Below are 21,579 nucleotides of genomic sequence, written 5' to 3'. Positions count from 1 at the left end.
CGGACGACTATTTTTCGTCGTCAGCACAGACCCAGGCGCTCAGTGAGGATTCGTAATCGACCAGTTCTTCAGGTTTGAAGTAGATCGGAATTTCGCGGGCGGCAGCTTCGGGGCCATCGCTACCGTGGACGAGGTTCATCTGGCGGCTGACGCCAAAGTCACCCCGAATGGTGCCTGGAGCGGATTCGCGACCGTTGGTGGATCCCATCATGGAGCGGACGACGGAAATGGCTTCCGGTCCTTCAGCGGCGATGGCAATAACCGGGCCGGAGGTGATGAATTCTTCGAGCAGCGGGTAGAACGGCTTTTCCACATGTTCTGCGTAATGTTCGGCGGAGAGTTCCTTGGTGACCTGCATGAGTTTGAGGCCGACAATTTTGAGGCCTTTGTTTTCGAAGCGGGACAGGATGGTGCCGGCGAGCCGGCGCTGAACCGCATCGGGTTTAATCAGGATCAGGGTGCGTTCGAGAGCCATGTGGAGTTCTTTCTATCAAGTCGATGGTCTGTATGAAACGGAGGGATCGGAATTCCCTCGCTGTACTCACTGGAATTTTGTATTGGGAAACTTAACTTATTGGCGGGGGATGCCTGGCTGGTACGGAATTTCCACGCCAGCCGGTTGAATTGAAATGAAAAATGCGATTCATTTCAACCCTGATATAGAGGATAAAATGCGGCGATCAGGAAGAAACCCGTGTTTGACAGATGCTGTCAAAAAACTGTTTGAACAGGTAGTGGCTGTCGTGGGGGCCGGCCGAGGCTTCAGGGTGGTATTGCACACTGAAGGCAGCATGAGTTTTGTGGCGGAGCCCGGCGACAGTGTTGTCGTTCATGTTGGTGTGGGTGACTTCGACATCGTCCGGCATGGTTTCAGGATCGATGGCAAAACCGTGGTTCTGCGAGGTGATTTCCACCTGTCTGGTGTCTTCGTTGAGAACCGGCTGATTCGCGCCGCGGTGTCCGAACTTGAGCTTGAAGGTCTTGCAACCGCAGGCGAGTCCGAGCAACTGGTGTCCGAGACAGATCCCGAAGATGGGGACTTTGCCCAGCAGGTTACGAATCGTCTCAATGGCGTAGGTCAACGGTTCCGGGTCTCCGGGGCCGTTGGAGAGGAAGACGCCGTCCGGGTTGAGGGCGAGAACGTCTTCCGCGGTGCAGTTTCCGGGGAGAATCGTTACGCGGCAGCCGAGCTGTTTCAGGTGACGGGGGATGTTCCACTTCATGCCGTAATCGATGGCAACGATGTGGTAATTGCTTTCCGCCTGATCTTCCCCTTCGGCCATGTTGGTGATGGTTTTTCCGGAGAGGGAGTGAGTCGAACTGCTGTGGGCCAGCGGATGCAGGCCTTCATCCCATTCGCGGGCTTCCGCGGGCAGAACTTTGCTGACCAGATCCTGGCCGACGAGTTGCGGGCTGCTCTGGGCTTTTTTGACAAGCGATTCATCATCCAGGTCGACCGTGGAGAGGACGCCGGTCATGGCGCCGGAGGTTCGGATCTTCCGCACCAGGGCGCGGGTGTCGATTCCCTGCAGTCCGATGACGCCTGCGGCTTTGAGGTATTCATCAAGAGTCTGTGTCGAGCGATAGTTGCTGGGAATTTCGCAGAGCTCACGAACGATGAAGCCCTGCAGAGCGATTCCGCCGGACTCAATATCTTCGGGGGCGATGCCGTAGTTTCCGATCTGCGGATAGGTCATGGTGACGATCTGTCCGCAGTAAGAAGGGTCGGTCAGGATTTCCTGGTACCCGGTCATGCTCGTGTTGAACACAACTTCACCGTGGACTTCTCCGTCCGCACCAAAAGCCGTCCCTGTGAATACGCTGCCATCGGCAAGGGCTAACTTCGCTGTTTTCTGCATTGTCTACACTGATCTTAAGGGATTGAAGAAATTCGGGTCAAATCTGATATGTTCTATCAAAGATTGGCGCAAATAAAAAGAGACCGGCGCTGATGGCCGGCCTCTTCGGTCGTTTTTTTCAAATTTGAATTGATTCGAAAGGGAATCAGCTCAGGTCCTGGGTGAGGACGAAATTATCGATGCGGATAATATTCTCATTGGGATCATTAAAACTGTTGAACAGTTCAGCCATGATCGCGTGGAAATGGGTCCGGCAGATCGAATAGAAGTTGTGTTTGCCGTCGCGGCGTGCTTCAATTAAGCCTGCGTCGCGAAGGAGTGCGAGGTGGTGACTCACAGCCGGCTGGCTCTGATTCAGCCTTTCACACAAGGCAGTTACGAATAATTCTTCTTCCTGGGCCAGATAAAGCATAATCCGCAGTCGCGTTTCGTCGGACAGCAGTTTGAAAACTTTAACGAGGTTTTTCTCCAGATGATCTGGCAGCGTCGGAAAACGCTGGGTCGTTCCTTCCTGGGGCGGATCCACAAGATTTGTGGCCATATCACTAGTTTCCTTTTTTAAATTCATGCAATAGAGCTCGTTTAAAACCGGTCACTTTATATACGTGACCAGCCTGTGGGGCAAATTTGTTCGTTCCACTCACGTCAGCGTGGGGAAGTTAAATCATGAAAAACAAGCAGCCAACCGCTGGCCATACCAATTGTTCAAAACATTGTGGCCCTAAATCGCCTGTATTACATGGCGCGCAGATCTCAGCTGAAATATTCAACTACTACTTGTAATGTTGCCAGACAGGCGAAAGATGTGACGTAGGAGAGTCGCTTCATTTCAGAAATTGAAGACCGCTCCCTTATTTCGTTGGCAATTATGGTAGTGCTCTGCCCGATCGTCAACTAGTATTTATCCAGTTTATCTAATTATTCGCGAAATAAGACTTGTTTTATGTGAATAAGTCTCTTGTCAGTAAGGGGTTATGTGGTGTCTGTCTCTGCGTTCTGCGATTTGACCGGTAAGAAAGCAATGGTGACCGGGTCCTCTTCGGGCATCGGAAAAGCCATTGCGCTGGAGCTGGCTGAGGCGGGGGCGGACGTGCTGATCCATTATCGGAATTCGTCTCAAGCAGCCGAGGCGGTGGTGGAAGAGATCCGGAGTCGCGGACGGGAATCGGAGATGCTCTCCCTCGAGCTGGCTCACCAGGAAAAGTATGACGATTTTATAAATCGAGCTTTTCAGAAATGGGGAGCATTGGACATTTGGGTAAATAACGCGGGCGTTGATCTGCTGACGGGAGATCAGGCCAAACTGGAGTATGGCGCGAAGCTCGAAAAACTGTTCGATATTGATGTGCGGGGAACCGTTCTGCTGTCGCGTGAAGTAGGGCGTCGCATGATCGAACAGGGTCATGGTTGTATACTGAATATCGGCTGGGACCAGTCGGATCGGGGAATGGAAGGGGCCAGTGGTGAGCTGTTCGCGACCAGTAAGAATGCCATCATGGGTTTCAGTCGTTCGCTGGCGGTCTCGCTGGCCCCCAAGGTTCGCGTGAACTGTATTGCCCCCGGCTGGATTCTGACGGCCTGGGGGGAATCGGCGAGTGAAGTCTGGCAGGAGCGGGTCAAACAGGAAACCCCGATGGAGTGCTGGGGAACTCCCCAGGACATCGCCAACATGGCGCGGTTTCTCTGCAGTCGGGAAGCGGCTTATATCACCGGTCAGGTCATCAATGTGAATGGGGGCGCCGTTCGCTGAGCTGCGATTACTCGGAACCAGGTTTCGACTTCGAATTCGATTCCGGCAGCAGGTAGGCAATTAGATCACGAAATTCCTGGAGGGTCATCTGGTCCACCAAGCCGTTAGGCATGATCGAGGTTTGGGAAGGGACCATTTCTTCGATCTCGTCGATTTTGAATGAGCGGATTTTCCCGTTGGAGTCGTAAATCGAACGCTCCTTATTATTGTGCTTGTGATAAATGCCCGAGGCGGTCTGACCATCGATGGTGACGATCGTCAGCGGGAGAAAGCCGGGGTCAATATCTTTACTGGGATTGATGATCGCTTCGACCAGACGTTCCCGGTTCAAAGCGATGCGACCATTGGTGCGAATCAGACCGGGGCCGACCTGTTGTCCGCGACCGTCGATTTGATGGCAACGGAAGCAGCCGGGGCCCTGGGGATGAAAGAAGAGACGCTGACCGGCGCGGGGGTCTGCGGGACCGGCGAGGGTTTGCATCCACGCGGAGAGTTCGTCCCGGTTCGGTTTTGTTTCTGCAGGACTTTGATTCAGAATCCGCTGTATAAGAGCGGCGGCCGCGTTGTTCTCTACAGCCAGCTGTTTCAGCGTTGTCTGTTGTGATGGACTGAGCGAAGCACCACGCAGTGTTCGCAGGGCTTCGTTGGCGACGGTCGGGTTGGTGTCAGCAGCCAACTTGAGCAGGGGTCTGACATTCTCAGGTTGAGTGGCAGAGAGGCCGATGATGGCTTCCGCGCGGAGGTGGGCGTCGGCTTTTGAATTAGTGGCGAGCTGCAGCAGTTGCTGACGCGCGGTATTCGTGTTGAGTTCGCGGAGACTGCGGATGGCTTCGGTACGGACTCCCGCGTCAGTGGATTGCGTCAGCGTGATCAGTTTGGCTTCACTTAACGCGGGATGTTTCGCGGGCAGGAAGAGCAGAATCTGTTTTAACACTTCGGGCGACGTTTCGGGAAGATCCAGCAGGCGGGCGGCCAGTTGTTGTGCCTGTGATTTGGTAACCCACCAGTCGCCTGTCGTGCCCCGCGTCCAGTCTTTCATCACGCCATCGAGTTGCGCGATGGAAGCCAGGTAGGCTTTGAGCAGGTCGGGGGTCGTAGCCTGACTGGCGAGGTCAGCGACCAGTGTTTCGCGGAACTGTTTAAGCTGATCGCGGCCGATCCACTCGACGGCGACGAATCGCACATCGGGATTTTTATCTATGAGGGCCTGTTTCAGCAGGCTTTCATCGGCTGGGGTGTTGCTCTCTTTGAGCAGGAAGATTGCTGCCAGCCGGGCGGCGGGATCGTCGTTCTGGGAGAACAGCTCAACGAGCTCTGCGTTGGTCAGTGTTTGTCGGAGCCCTTCGCGAGCGGCCTGTTGCATGAACGGGTCGTTGCTGTGTAGGCGTTCGCATAGCAGAGGCAGGCTCTGTTTGTTTGAGATGCGTCTGAGGGCTGCAGCCTGGACAGCTGGGGACTGATCTTCCCGGGCAACCTGTGCGAAGTCGACCTGGTCGGCGGGAAGAATCGTGACCGCCTGTTCGCGGATGCCGGGTTCTTTGTCTTTGAGCAGGTCGGCGATGAGTGCGGGCGTCAGTCTGTTAACGCTGGTTAGGGCATTCAAGGCGCCGGCTCGAACACGAGGATCGGTATTGCCGAGGGCAGTTTGGAGCTTGTCGATACCAGGCTTCTTCTGCGCGAGTAAGGTGCGAACCGCGTTCTGGCGTTGCTGCCAGTCGGGGGAAGTCAGTTGGTTGTCGCGGGGAGACAACTCCGGTTTTACGGTGCTGATCTTCCAGACGCGTCCTTTGCCATGCAGGGGGTAAGAACGATCGGCCCAGTCGCCGACATACAGACAGCCATCGGGACCAACGGCGATGCCCGCGGGACGGAAGTGTTCCTCGCCGGCGATGACCGGTTGTGTGGTGGTTTTGAACGAGGCACCATCGGGGGTGAGGTGGTAGCGGTCAATACGGTGTTCGCCCCAGCTGGCCACGAGCAGGTCGCCAAGATAGTCGGCGGGGAGCTGGTCCGATTCGTAAGAGATGACACCCGTAGGAGACTCGCCGGTAGAGGAGGTCATGGGCAGTGTACCCGGTGTTTCGGCATTGACTGCGATAAAGGGTTCGAGTGTACGACGCCGGTAGCCGTAGTCACCTCCCTGAACGATGGTCAGCAGGCGACAGGGGGGACGATTACCGGGATCATTATCGCCAACAAACATGCGGCCGTAGACATCGAAGCAGAGGTGGAAAGGGTTCCAGAAGCCGGTGGCAATACGTTCGAGGCGACTGCCATCAGTGCGACAGCGGAAGACGCCTCCTTCACCCCGCAGGGCGGGAATGCGGATGCTGCCTTTGCCGACGAGTGTTGCATCGTCTCCGTAATTCTGGCCGAGGGTGAAATAAATGTTGCCGAAGTCACCCACGAGTTCGGCGTCGGCTCCTTCGTTTTCTCCCATACCGAAATAGATGTTGTTAAAGAAGTCGAATGCAAAGCCTGAGAAGCCGTTGTGTGGATAGGTGGCTGTGGTTTCCAGTTGAACCAGATTCTGGCGGAGGTCCGCTTTTCCGTCGTCATCTTTGTCACGCAGTCTGAAAATGGAGCTGCGGGTGGCGACGTAGATCCAGCCATCCGGATGGGCGGCGACGTTCATGGTTTCGGTCGAGCCTTCGTAGAACGTCTGAATCCGGTCGGCACGACCGTCACCTGTGGTGTCCTCCAGTAATCGAATCCGATCGGTTTTGGGGCCCTCGTAATTCTCGGGGCGAAAGTGAGTGTGACTTTCGACGACAAAGACGCGTCCCCGCTGGTCGACGGTGAGACCGGTGACAGTGACGATATCCGGTTCGGCCGCGAAAAGTTCGATCTTGATCCGTGGATCAAGCGAGCGGGGCGGTTTGATCTCCGCTGCTGCCAGGGGGGAGAGGCTGCAGACAGCGGAGAACAGGAGAACGGAGGCCAACAGTCGGGCTGGGGAAAGACCGGTCATGTCGTCAGATCCTGGTTGGGATTGAGGGAGGATGTTTCAGGATGTCGCCAGCGGACTTATTTTTGAGGAGGCAGGTAGCCCAGCGAGGTCAGAAACGCGTCCAGTTTCACGATGGTGTCTTCGTAGTTCTTTTTGTTACGACTCAGGTTGAAGAAACCGTGCGGTTGATCCGGGTAAGCGATGAGCTCACAGCGGTTACCTTTCTGCTTCATCTGATCATTAAAGCGTTCGACGTTTTCGAAAAGTACTGTTGTGTCGCCGGTGCCGTGGAAAATAATCGTAGGTGGGGCCCCCTTCCGCACGAAATGGATGGGAGAGATTTCCTTGCAACGTTCTCCGAGCTGTTGCGGTCCCCCTTTCCAGCCGGTTTCGGTGGTGTCAACGACCGGGTTGAACAGAGCCATCGCATTGGGGACGGAAGAGATCTTTTTGTTTTCGTTCGGTTCATCGAAACCAGTTACCGTGCCCGTGCAGGCGGCGACGTGTCCACCGGCCGAACCGCCTCCGGCAACGATGCGATTGGGGTCAATTCCCAGTTCTGCAGCGTGTTCGCGAATCCAGCGGACGGCTGATTTACCATCGGCGACGCATTCGAAGGGGGTGGTGTCGTGCTTGGATTTGATGCGGTATTCGGCCGCGCAGGCGACCATGCCACGCGAGGCGAGGTAACGGCAGTGAGGTTCAAACTGACTGGGATTTCCACTCCGCCAGCCCCCTCCAAAGAAGAAGACAACCGCAGGACGGGAGTCGCCGGGTTTCCAGTCAGCGGGTTTGAAAATATTCAGATGCAGATCGCCCTGGTCGGTTTTTTTATAGACTTTGAATTCCGCATCCTTGAGCGGTTTCCAGCCGGTCTTGGGGGAGTTGGCTTTCTTTTTCTGTTTCTGTTCTGCTGCCCGGAGGGGAGAAGAGGACTCGAAGCCCGCGAATTGCGTTGCGGCTAAGAGGGTACAAGCGATGAGCGCGATTGTGAAACGGAAATTCATGCTGCAGAGATTCCTTCTGTAAAACTTGAAACCGGTTGCTTGATATCCCATTGGATGACCTTCTATAGTAAATGAAAGTATGATCGAATTGTCTTTTCTTTTCAGGCTGGAATCCCAAAAAATGAAAATTAAACTGCTGTTGAGTGTGGCCCTGTTCATGGGGCTGTTTACGGTTCTGAGTACAACCCGGGCGGAAGAGAAAGCGTCTCAGTTACCTCCCAAGGAAAAATTTGAAATCTATCTGCTGATCGGACAGTCAAATATGGCTGGTCGGGGGAAAGTCGATCCCGCGACTAACAAGGCACATCCCCGGGTGTTGAAACTCGACAAGCAGGGGAAATGGGTGCCAGCTACCGATCCTTTGCACTTCGATAAACCCAAGATTGCCGGCGTGGGGCCCGGTTCCGGATTTGGTCCCGTGATTGCTGATGCAAAGCCGGGTGTGACGATTGGTCTGATCCCCGCAGCCGTGGGCGGAACACCCCTCAGTCGCTGGGTCAAAGGGGGCGATCTGTATGAGCGTGCCGTCAAGCTGGCGAAAGAGAATCAGAAGTATGGCGAGATTAAAGGTGCGATCTGGCACCAGGGGGAAGGGGATTCTTCCAATCCCAAGCTGTATAACTCATACCAGAAGCGACTTTCGGGCATGATCGCGGATTTGCGCAAAGATCTGAACGAACCGGACATGCCGTTCGTTATGGGAGAACTGGGGGAGTTTTTCACACGCCCCGGTGCCGAGACCGTCAACAAGTCGCTGCATGGAATTGCAGAGACGGTGCCTGCTACCGCGGTGGCCTCTTCAAAAGGTCTGCCTGCGAAAAGCGATCAGGTGCACTTCAATGCGGAAGCAGAGCGAGAGTTCGGCAAGCGTTATGCGGCACAGATGCTGAAACTGCAGAAGCAGGCTGCTGAGAAGTAAGCGATTCTGTAAAGCTGTGAATACGAAAAGAGGCAGTCTTTATAGACTGCCTCTTTTTTTGTATGTAGCACGGGAGATCAGGCGAGGATGTCTTTGACCGGGTGATGTTCTTCGACGCCGGTCAGCCGCTGATCAAGGCCCTGGAATTTATAGGTCAGTTTGCGATGATCAATGCCCAGGCACTGGAGGATCGTTGCGTTGAAATCATGGATGTGGACCGGCTTGTCGACGATGTTGTAACTGAAATCGTCGGTCGACCCGTAGACCTGTCCTTTTTTGATGCCGCCGCCAGCCATCCAGACGGAGAAGCAGCGAGGATGGTGGTCACGTCCGTAGTTTTCACGACTGAGTTTCCCCTGACAGTAGACCGTACGGCCGAATTCACCGCCCCAGATGACGAGGGTGTCATCGAGCATGCCACGCTGTTTGAGGTCTTTGACCAGAGCGGCTGCCGGCTGGTCGATGTCCTTACATTGTTTGGGCAGGTCGCCTGCGATATTCGCGTGCTGGTCCCAGCCACGGTGGAAGATCTGCGAGAAGCGGACTCCCCGTTCGGCCATGCGACGGGCAAGCAGACAGTGATAGGCGAATGTGCCCGGCTTATGGACCTCGGGGCCATACATGTCGAGTGTGGCTTTGGTTTCCTTGGTGATGTCGGTCAGTTCGGGAACCGAAGTCTGCATGCGGAAGGCCATCTCGTATTGTGAGATACGGGTCTGGATTTCCGGATCGCCGATACTTTCGTATTCGTTCTGGTTCACCTGCGAGAGGGTATCCAGCATGCGGCGACGCAATTTGGCAGAGACGCCTGGCGGGTTAGAAAGGAACAACACCGGATCGCCCTGCGAACGCAGTGAGACACCCGAGTATTTACTCGGCAGAAATCCGCTGCCCCAGAGACGGTTGTAAAGCGCCTGGGCCTGTTGCCGACCCGACCAGGTGGAGGTGAGAACAACGAAGGCAGGCAGGTTTTCATTCATTGAACCCAGCCCGTAGCTCAGCCAGGAACCGAGGCTGGCGCGACCGGGCAACTGGTTGCCGGTGCAGATATAGGTGATTGCCGGGTCGTGGTTGATGGCTTCCGTCCACAGCGAGCGGACGATGGAAATATCTTTGACGATGCCTGCGGTGTGAGGCAGCAGTTCGCTGACCCAGGCACCATCGCCACCGTTGTCGTGTTTGGTGAATTTGAATTTCGACGGAGCCAGCGGAAAGCGGGACTGGCCAGAGGTCATCGTCGTCAGTCGCTGTCCCTGTCGGACGGATTCGGGCAGGTCTTTGTCGAAAAGTTTGTCGAGCTCCGGTTTGTAGTCGAGCGTGTCGATCTGTGAAGGGGAACCCGCCATGAACAGATAGATGGCCCGCTTCGCTTTGGGAGCGAAGTGGGGAATATCGGGGAGTCCGCCGGTCGCCTGCGGTTCGGGATTCGCTGCCTGCAAGGGCTGACGATTGGCCTCGAGAGAGGCCAGGGCGGCGGTTCCCAGTCCGAGGCCACCCGCTTTGAAAAAATGACGTCGCGTGATCTGTGAGAGATGTTCCTGCATGGGATTCATGACGATACCTGTTTATTTCTGTTGAGTTCTAAGCCGCAGCTGTTGCTGTCCGGCGTGGATGCTGTGGAATGATGAAGAACAACGTCGTCAATTTTTATTGAGCACTTCATCCAGGTTGAGGATGAGGTTGCCCACCATGGTCCAGGCGGCCAGTTCCTGCGGATTCAGTTTCTCGTCAGGTTTGGACTCGCCAACAGCAATCAGTTCTTTGGCAGCTTCAGGAGCTTTCTGGTATTCAGCCAGCATGTCATCAAACGTTTGTTTAATCAGGGTCAGGTTTTCCGTTGAGATCGGATGACCAGTGGCCATTGTGTAAGCAAACCTGATCCGCTCTTCGGGAGACGAACCGCCTTCTTTCATCATGCGTTCGCCAAAGGCACGAGCGGCTTCCATGTACTGCGGATCGTTCAGCAGCAACAGGGCCTGCAGTGGTGTGTTGGTCCGTTCGCGACGCATGGTGCAGGCTTCCCGGCTGGGTGCATCGAAGGTCGACATTTCCGGCGGGGGTGAGGTCCGTTTCCAGAAGGTATACAGTCCGCGGCGAAAGACTTTCTCAGGGCCCGTATCCTGTTTAAATCGGACCGTATTGGAGCCGGAGTAACCGACGGCGTACCAGAGTCCATCAGGTTGAGGCGGTTTGACACTGGGGCCACCTACTTTGGGAACGAGCAGACCGCTGACGGCGAGTGCCTGGTCACGCAACATTTCTGCATCCAGACGGAAGCGGGGGCCGCGAGCCAGCAGACGGTTCTCGGGATCCTGCTGATATAGTTCCGGGGTGACGCTGGAGTTTTGACGATAAGTGGCGGACATCACGAGCTGTTTCATCAGCCGTTTGACGTCCCACTGGTGTTCCTGGAAATCGACGGAGAGCCAGTCCAGCAGTTCGGGATGACTGGGGACGGCACCCTGGTTACCGAAGTCTTCACTGGTTTCGACGATACCGGTGCCGAACAACTGCTGCCAGAACCGGTTGACGGCAACGCGGGATGTCAGCGGATGACTGGGATCGACAAGCCATTTCGCCAGGCCCAACCGGTTGACGGGCCATTCGGCTGCCATGGCAGGGAACTGCGACGGAGTTTTCCGATCGACTTTATCCCCTTTCTGATCGTATTGTCCCCGCTTGAGATCGAAGGCCTCTTTGATGGTCTTGCGTTCGCGGAAGATCAGTGTCGTGGGGAGCGACGCAATCAGTTTTTCTTCCTGTGCTTTGACTTTGACCTTCTCGGCCAGCAGCTTGCGATATTCGGAATCGAACTGGTTCAGATAGTACTGTCTCAGCAATTCAGTTTGCTGGGGAGTACGTTTGTCGGCAGCCAGCTTCAGGACCGGTTCAATCTGATGATCGAAGTAGACCTGATTAACTTCGGTTTCTGAGAGTTCGTGATCGTAGATACGAAATTCGTCCACGAAGCCGTTCGTCAGGTGCTGCTTGGTTGGTGAATGACCCAGCAGAATCGTGGCCGAGTTCAGAGGAGTCGTATTTTTAAAGGAGTCAGAGGAGATAGTCAGCTCGGACTCTTTGCCGTCAACATAGATGGTCACGCCATGGGCTTTCGCGGAACCATCGTAGGTCACGCAGACGTGGTGCCACTGGTTGGGCGTGATTTCATTATTCTTGGTCTGCACCTGGACGGCATATCCGGGCCAGCGGTCAATCAGACGCACACTGAGGGTCTGGTTAGTGATCTGCAGGTCGTAGCCTCGTTCACGCGAATTAGGATTAATGCTGGAGACGATTGGACCCGAAGTTTTGCCGTTGGTTTTGACCCAGATGGCATAACTGAAAGGGGTTGCTTTCGCAAACTGTCCGGTTTTTCCCAGATCGAGATAGCTGCCGGGGGCGAACTGGAATCCGTTATTGAATTTACCGGCGACCCATTTGGGAGCCCCTTTGACAGACGCTTTGTTTTTGGCGTTCGTTTTGTCTGCAGCGGCGTCGCCTTCTTTCTCGTCGAGCGAGTAAGCAGCCAGCAGACCGCTGGGTTGCGGAATGGAGAGGTCGGGGTTGCTGCCCGTCTTCTGAATCTGCTGCTTCCACTGGAGCCAGGACTGAAACGCGGGTTCGTTCACCTTGGTGCGGTCGGCTCCCCGTTTTTCAATGGATGCAATCTGATCTTTATAAGCCTGGAGTTGCTTGGACTGGGCATCATCGGGGACACGGACGGAAGGGGGTGAGTCTTTGATGTTCCCGTCCATCGCGGGGCCGTCAAGGTTATTGAAGAATGCAAACAGCTGATAGAATTCGGTTTTCGTAAAGGGATCGAACTTGTGGTCGTGACAGACGGCACAGCCGAGGGTGAGCCCCATAAAGGCCTGGCCTGTCGTTTCCACCCGGTCGATAACGTTGCGCACATAGACTTCTTCGGCAATCGAACCCCCTTCGTTGGTGGTCACGTGACAGCGGTTGAAGCCAGTGGCGATCTGCTGGTCGAGTGTCGCATTCGGGAGCAGGTCACCGGCCAACTGTTCGATCACAAACTGATCGTAGTGTTTGTTGGTATTGAAGGCATTGATGACCCAGTCGCGGTAAGGCCACATTTCGCGGTAGTTATCAAGGTGCAGACCGTGAGTGTCGCCGTAACGGGCGATGTCCAGCCAGTAGCGGGCCATGTGCTCGCCGTACCGGGGAGACTGCAGCAGTCGATCCACAACCTTCTCATAGGCATTGGGACTTTTGTCATTTACAAACGATTCCACTTCCTGCGGCGTGGGAGGCAGTCCGGTGAGGTCCAGGGTGACTCGTCGAATGAGAGTACGACGATCAGCCTCGGCAGTGGGTTTGAGACCTTCTTCATCGAGCCGCGCCAGGATGAACTGATCGACGGGACTCTTTACCCAGTCCGGTTGTGAGACGGAAGGCAGTGGTGCTTTCTGTGGTTTTACGAAGGCCCAGTGATCCTGCCAGGGAGCACCCTGTTCGATCCAGAGTTTGAGTTGTTTAATTTCTTCCGGCTTCAGTTTCTTCCCGCTGTCGGTCGGCGGCATGAGGAGGTCGCCGTCGTCGGTTGTAATGCGGGCGATGAGTTCGCTTTCCTTCAGGTTGCCGGGCACAATGGCTTTGTGACCACCCAGGTCGGCAAAGGCGCCGTCACGGGTATCGAAGCGGAGGTCGGCAGCGCGTTTCTTGGCATCCGGTCCGTGACACTGGAAACAGTTTTCCGAAAGGATGGAACGTATTCTGGCTGGGGAGACTTTTGTTGTCTTTTCAGCGCTCACCTGAGTGAGTGAAGTACACAGGAAAGTGAGAACGAGAGCAGGGACGATGCGCTTGCTCGAACACAGAAGAAGCATGACATTCACCTTCTGGATAGTAATTTTCAAGTGGATGATCGGCCGCCGGGGACGGGGCTTTTCAAACTTAACTTGTCAATGAATCTCTGGTGATGCCTGTCCGACCGACAATCCATATCAGTTTGCTACGGCGGTAGCTGAACCCCAAGGTTCAGCAGGCGGGATGGCAGATGTTCCGGGAACGGGGGAGCAATGCTTGTGTTCCCGAATTCAGGTTCAATGATTTATTCTAATCGTCGTTCCGGGCCTTTGCAAGACGCGGATCGGGATAAAGTGACGTATCTCGTTACAGTATCGATAGTTCCGTGCGGCGTATTCTAACAGGCGTTTCTGCCTGAGCTTACAGGATTTTTGTGTTTCGTTTGCTGTCAGGAATCGGTTATCGACTTCGTCTGTAGCAACGTGCCGGTGCGATCACCTGTTGTTAGTTTTACGCGAGTGCCTGATTGAGTGTTGGCGGAGATGGGACGTTTTTGGGCATATGCAGAGAAAGAATGAAGGATCGCGTCCCAGGCAGAGTTACTTTTCGGTTTTTCTCCAGGTAAAGTCGGAAACCGGGAACCTTCTTACTACTCCGGTGTCCAGTGAGAACAAATTGGAATAGAATGATATGTGACCCGAGCGGAAATCGGGTCTGAATGTTTTTTATGTATGAGGAGAAGAGAGATGAACTCTCGACAGTTACTGAAACTGGGTGTTCCACAGTATTGTCTGAAGACGGCCATGACGGCGATTCAGCAGGCCGTCGCGAATGAAAATATTCGCGGTAAGGAAGTTAAAGCGCGCATGCAGCAGGTCATCGCTGCGCCTGAGGACTTCCTGGAAGATGAGGCATTCGGAGCCCTGGCTGCAGAGCTGGTTGAAGATAACTCGGAAGAAGTTGTTGAGCCAATCGATTACCAGATCTGGGGTAAGGATGGCATCGATGAAGGTGCGTTCTCCCAGATGGAACTGGCGTGCCATGTTCCATCGGCCTACGGCGCTGCGCTGATGCCTGATGCACACATCGGTTATGGTCTGCCTATCGGCGGCGTACTGGCACTGGAAAACGCAGTGATTCCTTACGCGGTCGGTGTGGATATCGCCTGCCGTATGAAGCTGTCGGTTCTGGATACGGCCGTTGATGCACTGGATGACAAACGTCATCAATTCATCGAGGCGCTGAATCGAGGAACCGTATTCGGCGTGGGTACGGCTCACGAGAAGAAGCAGCATCATGCGGTGATGGATCAGGACTGGACGGTGACGAAAGTGACACGTCAGAACAAAGACAAGGCATGGAAACAGCTGGGATCTTCGGGTTCGGGCAACCACTTTGTTGAGTTCGGTGTCCTGACGATTTCGGAAGATGATGCAGAGCTGGGCCTGACTGCAGGTGAATATGTGGCATTGTTGAGCCATAGCGGTAGCCGGGGAACCGGTGCGTCGGTATGCAGCACGTATTCAGCGATTGCGCAGTCGCAACTGCGAAAGCGTCATCAGCACCTGGGACGACTGGCATGGCTGGACATGGATTCGGAAGCCGGCCAGGAATACTGGGCAGCGATGAATCTGATGGGCGACTACGCTGCAGCTAACCATGCTGTGATCCATAAGAACGTGGCGGCTCTACTGGGAAGCAAAGTGATCTCCGGCGTGGAGAATCACCACAACTTCGCCTGGAAGGAAGAGCACGGCGGCCGGGAGGTCTACGTGCACCGTAAGGGGGCAACTCCAGCGGCAGCAGGCGAGATGGGTGTGATTCCCGGTTCGATGGCCGATCCGGCGTTCGTGGTTCGTGGAAAAGGAAATCCAGCGAGCCTGAACTCGGCATCGCATGGTGCAGGACGCTGCATGTCTCGTAACAAAGCGAAGGATAAGTACCGCTGGAAGGCGGTGAAAAACGATCTGGAGAAACGAGGCATCACTGTAATCTCAGCGGGGGCTGACGAAGTTCCCGGTGTTTACAAAAACATTAATGAGGTTATGGCCGAGCAGCAGGACCTGGTGGAAATCGTAGCACGCTTCAACCCAAAAGTGGTGAAGATGTGTGGCGACGGAAGCCGGGCCGAAGATTGACTCGCTGTAAAGCAGGAACACAGGCAGGTTGGGGATTTTCCTGGCCTGCCTGTTTTTGTTTATTCAGAGTTAACGCTTTTTCGGCGCGCGATGCGGGGGAGTCGCCTTGACTTTCCCGGCACTGCGTTTGAAATCGGGGACGACACTGGAGAGTGTCTGCGGATTGAGGCTGAAGACAGTAAACCCCCCCGTGTTGAGCTGTCGGGTTACATCAACCTGTCCTAGAACACGATCGCTGCTCAGTGTTGCCTCTGATGAGAGTGCACCGATGCCGGGGTAGACAGGGATGCTGCCGGCCAGGTGTTTCTGCTGATCTTCAATCCAGAGGCGGAACTGTTCGTCACTGGCGGTGTAATCCATGGGGCAGATGAAATCGAGATACCCGCGTCTGGCCCAGAGAGGCCAGTCCTGGGCCACCCATTCCCGGCAGTCCGGATATTCGCGGAAGACGGCAGCGGAAAGTTTCACGCCGGGGCGGATCTTGCGTGCTTCGCGTGATACGGTTTCAACGAGCCGGGTGATCTGGTTGGCACGCCAGTCGCGGTACTGGCTTTTGAGCTTCCCCTTGTAACAGTCGGTAGGCCAGTTGCTGACTTTGATGCCGGTGTCGGCCTCGAATTTCTGACGGCTATAGTCACTGTAATCGTGGCGATCATTGGGATAGCGGATGTAATCGAAGTGAATGCCATCCACGGGATACTTTTTAACGACTTCGAGCATGCTGTCGACTTCGAGCTGAAAGTTTTCGGGATGAGCCGGATTGAGCCAGTCGCTCTGTTCGCCGGTCACACTGACCTGGGTCCGCCCCGCGTCACGTAACTGTCTGACGAACGACGGCGGAGCGGTCGAGAGATTGTGATTCACTTTCCAGACATGGAGCTCGAGACCATGTTTATGCGCCGCCTGGAGGCACTGTTCGATCTGGTCCCCATAGACTTCGTAGGAATTGCTGCGGGGAAGAACATCACTGGGGTAGTGGGCCAGACCGCCCCAGAGCATGTTGACGATGAGCATGTTAAAGCCAGCATCGGCAAGCTCTTTACAGGTGCGATCCCAGTCGCCCGGGTAGGGGCCGGTTGGACTGTGGTCCCAGAACGCACGGGCTTCGCGTGGCGGACTGGCGCGGGTCAGCAGGTAGATTTTGACCCGCTCTTCGCGACAGCGCCGGGCAAAGGCGATGGCCTGAAACGCTTCTTTTTTCTGCAGCAGCTGTTTCGCGCGCACGAGTAATGCGGACGTGCGATCCAGATCGCGGGCCGCCAGTACTTTGCTCTGTTGTGGAGTGACGGTGGACACAATGCTGCGGCGGAGTTCATCAAAAGAGTGAAAGGGCCCCACCTGTTCCGCCTGCTGAATCGTACCGGCGGCGATCGCATCCCAGAGCCGGGGTTGGAAATGTGCCATGAGGGCAGTCAGCAGGGCCTGTTTCTGGACCGGATCATCTCCCAGGATCAGATGACTGAAGTAGGCACCCCGGTCGCTGACGATCAGGGCCGGCTTGCCCGTTGGTTTACCTGTGTCATCGTACCACTCGCCCACGATCCGGGCGTTGTGTCCGGTTGGGGTGGCTGTCACCAGGTTCCAGGAAGCCTGTTTGACCTCCGCAGGGAGCCCCAGGATACCGGCGTCCTGCAGGTGGATCGAGGCCAGTCCGCCCGGACTGTCCGGTTTGAAATAGCTGCCTTTTTTGATGCCCAGATTCTTTTCCAGAGCGGTCGGGATGTTGAAGTTCAGATAAACCTTGCCGCCCCGTTCCATAAACTGATTCAGTACCCCACAGGCCTGGGACGAAATACGGGGATTAAACGGCAGAATTGCGATGGAACGTGAGCCGAGCGTGTTCAGCGAGAGTTCGCTTTCACTGATGCGGTCACAACCGATTCCAGAAGTCTCGAGAAACGTTTCGATGCGGTCGGCGGCAGAGAAGGTGTCCTGCTCTTTCTGTTTCTGGCTGAGGTCGGGGACGACAATCGTCACGTCGCCGGTAATGGCCTTGAGGTTGCGGAACTGAAAGTGCGTGTCGGGTTCGCTGTCGGATTCCCGCCAGACGACCAGTCGGACGGTTTCGATTTTATCCCAGCCACGCGGTTTATCTTCGCCGCGAAAATCACCTTTAGGGAAACGGAGTGTCTGCCAATCAGCCCCCTTGATACGGGCAGAGGTCGAATACCAGCCGGGGCCACTTTTGAAATAAATGCTGACCTGATGGTTGCTGTCGGGCGAAGCCGGTTTGACGTCAATCGTAAACAGCCCGGGGGCGGTCAGGCTCTGGTTGAGTTGTTTGTCGATCCCGGCCCGGGGAATGTCACGGTTGGATTGAAAGGGGGCCGAGAGGAGCAGGACATTCTGGCTGCCTGATTTCTGCATTGCCAGGGGGAGTGTTCCCTTAAGTTCGGTCCACGCCTGTCGGGCCGCGGAGGACGTTGTGTAGTTGAAGTCGTCCAGCAGGGTTTCCGTACCGGTGGTGAAGCTGAGAGAGAGCAACAGGAGACAGGGGAGTGTCTGAAACATGAAGGGCCTGCAGTGAAAATAGAATCGACTTGACTTTCCCGGGAAATCATAGTTTTATCGGTTCTGGTGGCTTGAGGCAAGGTGATCTGTCTGCGGAGTTGAAGCGTGCTGTTTCAGCGCCCTTTGTCTTCCTTTGTGTCAGACAGAAGCTGAGTCCAATTCTGAAAAGAAATCAGTCTGGAGAGAAGATGTTCAGCGGATATGACTTTAGTATCTACTGGGGTGTTCGGAAGGAAAGTCCGGCTGAGATTGCCAGGCGGATGTCGAAAATGCTGCGCAAGCTGAAGCCGATGTCTCCGCTGCTCAAGGCATGGGCTACGGATGCGATGGACCCGGACGGTCATCGTATTTCTATGACAGCGAAAGGGCTGGAACCGATCATCGCCAAGGGAGTCTACAGAAATGATGTCGATCGGAGTATTGATGAAGAGTTAGGATTCAGTGAATCAATCTGTAATGCTTTTGACGATGGCAGTTTTGTCGCACTGAGAATTGATGCCGGCTGCTGGAGTGAGTTTTCTCATAATAGTGTCCGCCTCAACTTTCCCATGATCACAGATGTGATCAAACCGCTTCTGTCCGTGGGGGGGATCCTTCAGATCTTGCGCATTCTGATTGAATGCTGGGAACCGGACTCTGCCCACTTTGACAGTTCTTTTCTATTAGAAGCTTTAGACTGGCCTGAAGTGCAATTTAATGAAACGGACTGCTGGTGGATGTCTTATCATCCGCACAGTGACTGGGAATGGCCGGAGTTGCCGGAAGAGGTCGCAGTGATTGAGGAGAAGCAGGGGCGGTTCCTGGTATTGATAGACGATACGTTCGCTGAAACCGGGACGGGGGATGTGGAACTGGTTCGTCGCACCCGATCGATTCTGGCTGAGCATTATGATCAGGGTTCCGGAGAAGATTGAGGTCAGACAGCAGGGAACTGCTGGCACTGAACCCGCCTGTCGACTATAGTGCGGGCATTCAATTAGCGCTCCGGAGGCCAGGGAAAGGTGCAGAGCCATCGAAGAGATTGTCGTTTTATTTGCTGTGATCGGTTGCGGTCTGATACTGGGAAAAATTGCGGTCCGTGGAATTTCGCTGGGAAGTTCGGGTGTGATCTTCGCCGGTCTGCTGGCAGGACACTGGGGTTACCAGATTGCGCCCGAGGCGGGGCTGGCGGGGGTTGTCCTGTTCATCTACTGCCTGGGCATCGGTGCGGGGCCCAGTTTTCTGCAGATGTTTCTGAACCGTGGCAAAGCGCTGGCGCTGCTGGCGGGAGTCATGATGAGTTCGGCTCTGCTGGCCGTCTGGCTCATGGGACGTCTCTTCAAGTTGAGTCCCGACCTGGCGAGCGGCCTGTTTGCGGGGGCTCTGACGAGTACGCCGGCTCTCGCTGCGGCGACGGAGAAACTGCCCGCCGGTTCGGATGTCGCGGTCGGATTCGGGATTGCCTACCCCTTTGGTGTGATCGGAGTGATTTTCTTCATTCAGATTCTACCCCGGTGGTTTTCTGGTGGAATTGAACGCGCCCTGAACGAATCGGCTGCGGCCCGCGGCGATATCATTCGCGAAGTGGTCGAAGTCCAGAACAGAAATCTGGTGGGGAAGCGATTGCGGGACGTAACCATTCTGGCGAAATCCAACTGCCAGGTTTCACGCTTGATCGTGGAGGGGCAACCGCGACCGATTCCAAAAGAATTTCAACTGGAACTGGGACAGCTCTTGCTGGTCATCGGCCGGACGGGGCAGATCGAGACTGTGATTGAAGCGTTGGGAACCCGCTGTCCCGACGCGCAATACGTACTCGATGTGGAGCGGCAGCGGCGTAATATTGTGATTACGTCCAAAGAAGTAGTGGGACGCACGCTCAAGGATCTGCATTTTCGGTCACGCTTTGGTGTGACGATAGCCCGTATTACCCGTCAGAATATCGAGTTCGTTCCCGGTTCAGAACAGACACTGCATTACGGAGATATTCTGCGTGCGGTGGGTGAACCGGAGGATCTGGAACGTTTTGCGACCGCCGTTGGTCACCGGGCTCGCACCGCGGATGAAACGGATCTCATCATCCTGGCGGGCGGACTGATTCTGGGGATGATCCTGGGGCGGCTGAGTCTGTCGCTGGGAGGTCAGTCATTTTCCCTCGGTATGGCAGGAGGACCGTTGCTGGTCGGGCTGCTGCTGGGGCACTTCGGCCAGTTTGGTGGATTGTCAGTTCGCATGCCACGCGCGGGCCGGTTGTTGCTGGGTGAACTCGGACTGACGGTCTTTCTCGCACAGGCGGGGTGTCAGGCAGGTGGTAATTTCGTGGAAGTGGTCCGTGCGAACGGATTGACGATGTGCCTGGCCGCAGCGGTGGTGGTTGTGGTGCCGCTCTTGTCCGGGTTTCTCGCGGCGCGGTACTGGCTACGTCTGAATCTGCTGGAGACGGCCGGGGGCCTGTGTGGCGCGATGACATCCACGCCTGGTCTGGGAGCGGTCACGTCTGCCATTGATTCGAGTGTGCCGGCGACGAGTTATGCAACCGTCTATCCGGTGGCCCTGGTGCTGGTAACACTGCTGGCACCGATTTTGATTGCGTTGTTGTAATATTACCTTGTATGTGCAAATAAAAACGGGAGCAGTGAATCTGGTTCACGCTCCCGTTTCGATTGCAGGCCACAGTCATACTAGCTGCATTTATTTATAACTGACTTTGGCAAAGTAGATCGAGGTTTTGCCTTCGTGGCTGGAATAGTAGCTCACGTTCAGCAGACCATCATGCAGGACCATGTTCGCGTAGCTGGTGTCACCGCCACTGGGGAGCGCGAGCAGTTCGGTGAGCTTACCGTTTTCCACGTCGAGCTGGCAGATTGATGTCCGCACTTTGGGCGAGTAGAGACGCACGGTGGCCAGGAAGCGACCGTCGGGCAACTGGAACAGTTCCGGTCCGCCGATCTTGATGCCCAGGTCCTTCCATTCCCATTTGGTGTAGGGGGGCTTTGAAATACCAAGCAGGCCGGTGGCACCTTTGCCGTCCCGTCTGAGCAGGCAGTAGCAGGTGTTGTCTTTGGTGAAGACCAGGGAGCTTTCGTTGGAGTAACCCTCGTCTATCAGCTTGTCGACCACCGTTTCAAAATTCTTGCCATCGCTGCTTTTGTAGAGGCGAGTGAAGCGAGGACCTTCTTTACCGGTATGGTAACCGATGCTGTAGACGTCTCCATCGTGCCACTTATTACCCCAGAGCCAGAGATTGGGATCGCCGATGATGTGTGCCTTGGACCAGTTCTTGCCGTCATCGGAGAACCAGGACATTGACTGGTGCCGATAGGGAGCAGGCTGGTGCAGGGCCCCGGCACCGCTGAGCATGAGCTGCCCCTCGGGAGTGACGCTGATTTTTGCATCGCGGAGGTCAGCGGTATCGGAGGTAATACGGGCGACCGGCTTCCAGTCTTTGCCATCTTTGGATTCGAGGACCTGCAGGGCACCGTCGGGGGAGACATGGGCTTTCCCCGTGCGGAACACACAGTACCATTTATCTTTGAAACGGGTCAGTCCGGTGAATGCGTTGTGAGGATCTTTGTCCCAGATTTTCTGGACACTTTCCAGCTTCAGTTGAACCGGTTTGTCGTTAGCCTGCAGGGGCGCTGCCAGACAGAGCAGAGCCAGGCAGAGGAGCGAGGCGTTTTTCATGAGGTCTTCCTT

14 protein-coding genes are annotated in these 21,579 nt (G+C 55.4%); 5 read left to right on the top strand and 9 right to left on the bottom strand.

Annotation, left to right across the window (positions count from 1 at the left end; translation table 11 throughout):
* Nucleotides 1–7: 7 nt before the first annotated feature.
* From ndk to FYZ48_RS18270, 3 genes are all read right to left on the bottom strand, one after another.
* On the bottom strand, nt 8–475 hold the full coding sequence (gene ndk, locus FYZ48_RS18280; protein ID WP_145037663.1) for a nucleoside-diphosphate kinase: 468 nt from the start codon (nt 473–475) through the stop codon (nt 8–10).
* 205 nt (nt 476–680) lie between these two features.
* The gene (carA, locus tag FYZ48_RS18275) at nt 681–1,859 is read right to left on the bottom strand and encodes a glutamine-hydrolyzing carbamoyl-phosphate synthase small subunit (protein WP_149342967.1); all 1,179 of its coding nucleotides are present in this window, start codon (nt 1,857–1,859) and stop codon (nt 681–683) included.
* A 145-nt stretch (nt 1,860–2,004) separates the two neighbouring features.
* Entirely contained in the window at nt 2,005–2,400 is a 396-nt protein-coding gene (locus FYZ48_RS18270; RefSeq protein ID WP_145037667.1) for an ArsR/SmtB family transcription factor, read from the bottom strand.
* 438 nt (nt 2,401–2,838) lie between these two features.
* On the opposite strand from FYZ48_RS18270, the gene FYZ48_RS18265 reads away from it, so the two are divergent.
* Nucleotides 2,839–3,609, top strand: a complete 771-nt coding sequence (locus FYZ48_RS18265) for an SDR family NAD(P)-dependent oxidoreductase (RefSeq protein ID WP_187782104.1) — start codon at nt 2,839–2,841, stop codon at nt 3,607–3,609.
* A 7-nt stretch (nt 3,610–3,616) separates the two neighbouring features.
* On the opposite strand, the gene FYZ48_RS18260 is transcribed toward FYZ48_RS18265, so the two are convergent.
* Together FYZ48_RS18260 and FYZ48_RS18255 are read right to left on the bottom strand one after the other, a co-directional pair.
* Nucleotides 3,617–6,580 carry a PVC-type heme-binding CxxCH protein gene (locus FYZ48_RS18260; RefSeq protein WP_149342964.1) on the bottom strand — a complete coding sequence of 988 codons (2,964 nt, stop codon included), beginning with the start codon at nt 6,578–6,580 and terminating at the stop codon, nt 3,617–3,619.
* Between the two features lie 56 nt (nt 6,581–6,636).
* Nucleotides 6,637–7,566, bottom strand: a complete 930-nt coding sequence (locus tag FYZ48_RS18255) for an alpha/beta hydrolase (protein ID WP_149342962.1) — start codon at nt 7,564–7,566, stop codon at nt 6,637–6,639.
* A gap of 121 nt (nt 7,567–7,687) precedes the next feature.
* On the opposite strand from FYZ48_RS18255, the gene FYZ48_RS18250 reads away from it, so the two are divergent.
* Nucleotides 7,688–8,485 (top strand): sialate O-acetylesterase, encoded by a 798-nt coding sequence (locus FYZ48_RS18250; RefSeq protein ID WP_242022700.1) that lies wholly within the window; start codon nt 7,688–7,690, stop codon nt 8,483–8,485.
* Between the two features lie 77 nt (nt 8,486–8,562).
* Here FYZ48_RS18250 and FYZ48_RS18245 read toward each other — a convergent pair whose 3' ends face one another.
* Both FYZ48_RS18245 and FYZ48_RS18240 read right to left on the bottom strand, forming a co-directional pair.
* Nucleotides 8,563–10,038, bottom strand: coding sequence for a DUF1501 domain-containing protein (locus tag FYZ48_RS18245; protein ID WP_145439435.1), 1,476 nt, complete (start codon nt 10,036–10,038; stop codon nt 8,563–8,565).
* A gap of 87 nt (nt 10,039–10,125) precedes the next feature.
* The gene (locus tag FYZ48_RS18240) at nt 10,126–13,335 is read right to left on the bottom strand and encodes a DUF1553 domain-containing protein (protein ID WP_149342960.1); all 3,210 of its coding nucleotides are present in this window, start codon (nt 13,333–13,335) and stop codon (nt 10,126–10,128) included.
* A 666-nt stretch (nt 13,336–14,001) separates the two neighbouring features.
* Here FYZ48_RS18240 and FYZ48_RS18235 point away from each other — a divergent pair.
* Nucleotides 14,002–15,393, top strand: coding sequence for an RtcB family protein (locus FYZ48_RS18235; protein WP_149342958.1), 1,392 nt, complete (start codon nt 14,002–14,004; stop codon nt 15,391–15,393).
* Nucleotides 15,394–15,462: 69 nt separating this feature from the next.
* On the opposite strand, the gene FYZ48_RS18230 is transcribed toward FYZ48_RS18235, so the two are convergent.
* The gene (locus FYZ48_RS18230) at nt 15,463–17,904 is read right to left on the bottom strand and encodes a glycoside hydrolase family 10 protein (RefSeq protein WP_149342956.1); all 2,442 of its coding nucleotides are present in this window, start codon (nt 17,902–17,904) and stop codon (nt 15,463–15,465) included.
* Between the two features lie 188 nt (nt 17,905–18,092).
* On the opposite strand from FYZ48_RS18230, the gene FYZ48_RS18225 reads away from it, so the two are divergent.
* Both FYZ48_RS18225 and FYZ48_RS18220 read left to right on the top strand, forming a co-directional pair.
* A complete protein-coding gene (locus tag FYZ48_RS18225) occupies nt 18,093–18,818 on the top strand; it encodes an Imm52 family immunity protein (protein ID WP_149342954.1) in 726 nt (241 codons plus the stop codon).
* A 124-nt stretch (nt 18,819–18,942) separates the two neighbouring features.
* Nucleotides 18,943–20,484, top strand: coding sequence for an aspartate:alanine exchanger family transporter (locus FYZ48_RS18220; protein ID WP_187782103.1), 1,542 nt, complete (start codon nt 18,943–18,945; stop codon nt 20,482–20,484).
* Nucleotides 20,485–20,574: 90 nt separating this feature from the next.
* Here FYZ48_RS18220 and FYZ48_RS18215 read toward each other — a convergent pair whose 3' ends face one another.
* A complete protein-coding gene (locus FYZ48_RS18215) occupies nt 20,575–21,567 on the bottom strand; it encodes a sialidase family protein (protein ID WP_149342949.1) in 993 nt (330 codons plus the stop codon).
* Between the last annotated feature and the right edge of the window lie 12 nt (nt 21,568–21,579).

The organism is Gimesia chilikensis, from assembly GCF_008329715.1.
GTDB lineage: Bacteria > Planctomycetota > Planctomycetia > Planctomycetales > Planctomycetaceae > Gimesia > Gimesia chilikensis.
This window is presented reverse-complemented; position numbering and strand designations above follow the sequence as displayed.